The following is a 2,843-nucleotide window of genomic DNA, read 5'->3' as shown; positions in this document are numbered from 1 at the left end:
GGGCCAGGTTGAGCACCACGCCCACCACGGCGGCGGTGATGCCGGTGAGCGGCGCAGTGAACTTCAGGTCGCCGTGGGTGGATTCCACCAGCGGCGCCCCGGCCAGGATGAACACGAAACTGGGCAGGAAGGTGAAGAAGGTGGCGACCGTGGCGCCCGCCATGCCGGCGAGCGCCAGCGCATCCGGCCCGAAGATTTCCTTGGTCCAGGCGCCGACGAAGCCGACGAAGGACACCACCATGATCAGCGGTCCCGGCGTGGTCTCGCCGAGCGCCAGGCCGTCGATCATCTGCGTGCCGGTCAGCCAGCCGTAGGTCTCCACGCCGCCCTGATAGACGTAGGGCAGCACGGCATAGGCGCCGCCGAAGGTCAGCAGCGCCGCCTTGGTGAAGAACTCGCCCATGTCGCGCAGTACGGGATCCTCCAGCATCGCCATGGCCCCGACCCAGAGTGCCAGGGCCGCGATCAGCAGCGTGACGAGGTAGGACCAGCGGAACCGGGTGTGGGCCATCGGCGGGGTGTCGTCGTCGATGAGCGCCGGGCCGTAGTCCTTGTCGCTGGCCCCGTGCCCGCCGCCCACCCGGAACTTGTCCGGCATCACCCGGCCGCCGATGTAGCCCAGGATGCCGGCCACGAGCACGATGTAGGGGAAGGGGACGCCGAAGACAAAGATGGCGACGAAGGACGCTGCCGCCAGCGCCCAAAGCACATTGTTCTTCAATGCCCGCGAGCCGATGCGCCAGGCGGCGAAGACGACGATGGCCACCACCGCCGGCTTGATGCCGTTGAACACCCCCTGCACGAAGGTCAGGTTGCCGAAGGCCAGATAGACGTAGGTGAGCGCCGCGAGGATGAAGAGCGAGGGCAGCACGAACAGGACGCCGGCGACGATGCCGCCCCAGGTGCGATGCAGCAGCCAGCCGATGTAGATGGCGAGCTGCTGCGCCTCGGGACCGGGCAGCAGCATGCAGTAATTGAGCGCATGCAGGAAACGGTGCTCGGAAATCCAGCGCCGTTTTTCCACCAGCTCTTGGTGCATGATCGCGATCTGCCCGGCGGGACCGCCGAAGCTGATGAAGCCGAGCTTGAGCCAGTAGAGGAAGGCCTCGCGGAAAGAGGGGTGGGCGGGTCGCGCCTGGGTTGGGGGCGAGGTGTTCACGTGGTCTTGTCCTTGTAGTTCTGCAGCAGCCAGTCGAAGACCTCGCACGCACGGCCGAGCAGCACGTCGTCGTCGGGCTCGGATGCCCGCAAGCCGGCGAGCAGCGCTTCGATGCCTGGCGCCTCCGGCACCGGCAGCCCGCCCGCGTCCAGGCAATGCACCAGCTCGCCCAGCCGCAGCAGCGCGGGGTCCGCCTCCAGCCCGAAGCTGGCCAGTAAGGTCTCGAAGGTGACCCGGGCGCCAACATGGCTGAACGTCGCACCGTCGAAATCGAAGCCGAGCCAGTCGGCCTGGCAGTCGCGGGGACTCGCCAGCCAGACGATGCGGGCCTTCGGGTCGATGAAGCGGCGGATGAGCCAGGCCGTGGCCAGCCGGTCCACCCACGGACGTGCGCGCGTGGCCCAGATGCGGCCCTGATAGTCGGCGCGTGCGCGTCTTGGAATGTCGGCCTGGCGGGCAGTCGGTTCGTCGGGAGCCATGCGGCGGATGAGCGTATCGCGCAGATCGTCGAGCAGGCTCAGGGTCTGCCGCTGCGCCTCGCCGGGGAAGAAATCGATGTGCGTCAATTGCTCGAAGCGGCGCACGAGCGCCTGGAGCTTACGCGCTGCGACGGCGCCGTCGAGCGATGCCTGGATCCGCCCGAGGTCCTTGATCTCCCCGGCGATGTTGGCGTACTCCTCGCCCCGGTCGAACAGGGCGCGCAGCGCGTCTTCTCTTGCCTCGTCGCACCCCGACAGACGGTAAATCTCGCCGCTCCCCCCGGCCTCCACCGCTTGCCCGGCCACCTCGTCCAGCACCGCAGCGCTGTCGGCCGAGTCCGGTAGCAGATACACCCCGTCGCGCAGCGTCGCGCAGCCCAGGGCCTTGACCGAGCGCCAGACGCGCATGCGGCCGGTCGAGGCCTTGGTGGGCAGGCTGACGAAAAGGGCGAGATAGCTCAATACCGGGCTCCTCAAACTAATGAATGTTTGAACTGTAACGCGCAGTTTCAATTATTACCAATATCCGCAGCCTATCCCTCCTGGGCGACCTCGCAAACCGCATCGGAATGATGGCCGATCGGGCCACAGGTCCACTGGCTGTGCGCCTTGCCTCGCCCCCAGGGTCGGTGGCGGCAGCGGCGTTGCACCCATGCGTGGGCGGGGCAATTCTCGCCACAGCCCCGACGTTTCCGATTGTTTCGAATTTCCCGCAACAAGCCGGACTCCTGTATAAAACGGCCCACGGATCGCCGAAGGCGCCCAGCCCTCGCGAAACCGACCCGACATGACCGTGTTTGCCGCCCCCTCCCTCTTCTCGCAAAAGATCGCCCGCGCGTTGGCGAGGGGCTTGGTCGGGCTGCTGATGCTCTCGCATGCGCTGTTCGCGTTCTCGAGCGCGATCTCCCTGTCTCACGACCCCTTGCGTGCAACCACGCACGTGCATGCCTTTGCCGCTGCAGACTTGGGTCAAGACGATCATGGCCACAGCCATGATGACTTTGAGGACGAGGGCGGCCCCCACCAACACGGTCACAACGCGGCCGACCACAGCCACGACAAGCCAAACGTCCCGCCGGCGCACGCGATGGGTATCCCACCGCTTTCTGACCAGTGGGTCGCCGACGACCGTCGCTCCGTCTATCCCGCGCCCTGCGCCACGCTCGAGCGCCCGCCAAAACGTCTCCTGATCGTTTGACCTGTCG

The 2,843-nt window shown here is 66.9% G+C and carries 3 protein-coding genes; 1 reads left to right on the top strand and 2 read right to left on the bottom strand.

Annotated features, from left to right (window positions below):
* Positions 1-1,159 (bottom strand): chromate efflux transporter (chrA, locus tag PLC66_RS22460; protein WP_324544399.1); only part of this gene is annotated, 1,159 nt, incomplete at its 3' end.
* On the bottom strand, positions 1,156-2,100 hold the full coding sequence (locus PLC66_RS22455) for a chromate resistance protein ChrB domain-containing protein (protein ID WP_021250628.1): 945 nt from the start codon (positions 2,098-2,100) through the stop codon (positions 1,156-1,158). The genes chrA and PLC66_RS22455, both read right to left, overlap by 4 nt.
* 325 nt (positions 2,101-2,425) lie before the next feature.
* Here PLC66_RS22455 and PLC66_RS22450 point away from each other — a divergent pair, with 325 nt between their 5' ends.
* Positions 2,426-2,836, top strand: a complete 411-nt coding sequence (locus PLC66_RS22450) for a hypothetical protein (protein ID WP_021250629.1) — start codon at positions 2,426-2,428, stop codon at positions 2,834-2,836.
* Positions 2,837-2,843: the final 7 nt, after the last annotated feature.

The organism is Thauera sp. (genome assembly GCF_035444905.1).
Classification (GTDB): domain Bacteria; phylum Pseudomonadota; class Gammaproteobacteria; order Burkholderiales; family Rhodocyclaceae; genus Thauera.
This window is presented reverse-complemented; position numbering and strand designations above follow the sequence as displayed.